This is a genomic window from Pseudonocardia pini (assembly GCF_013870575.1).
Taxonomy (GTDB): Bacteria; Actinomycetota; Actinomycetes; order Mycobacteriales; family Pseudonocardiaceae; genus Pseudonocardia; species Pseudonocardia pini.
The window spans coordinates 1-406 of record NZ_JACBXB010001245.1; the positions used below are offsets into that span (position 1 = coordinate 1).

Annotated in this window: 1 protein-coding gene; it reads left to right on the top strand. The window is 71.9% G+C overall.

The window, feature by feature from the left end:
• Nucleotides 1–18: 18 nt before the first annotated feature.
• A partial coding sequence (locus H5J29_RS34170) for an Hsp20/alpha crystallin family protein (protein ID WP_181784978.1) occupies nucleotides 19–406 on the top strand: 388 nt, incomplete at its 3' end.

Genomic DNA, 406 nt, shown 5'->3' on the forward strand with positions numbered 1-406 from the left:
ACGAGAGGAGAGATCACGATGCTGCTGAACTACGAGCCCTTCGCCGACGCCGTCCGGCTGTTGGACAAGGTGGCGGGATCGACCGGTGTGCCCAGTGGCATGCCGATGGACATCCAGCGCCTCGACGACCACTTCGTCGCGACCTTCGACCTCCCCGGCGTCGACCCCGGGTCGATCGACGTCACCGTCGAGGGCAACGCGCTGACCGTGCGCGCCGAGCGCAGCACGCCGCACGAGGGCGGGGACTGGCTGACCCGGGAGCGCCCGCGCGGCTCCTTCAGCCGCAGGCTCCTGCTCGGCCGCGACCTCGACGGCGAGCGGCTCACCGCGACCTACCGGGACGGGGTCCTCGCGATCACCATCCCGGTCGCCGCACGGGCCAAGCCGCGCCGCGTCGAGATCAGCC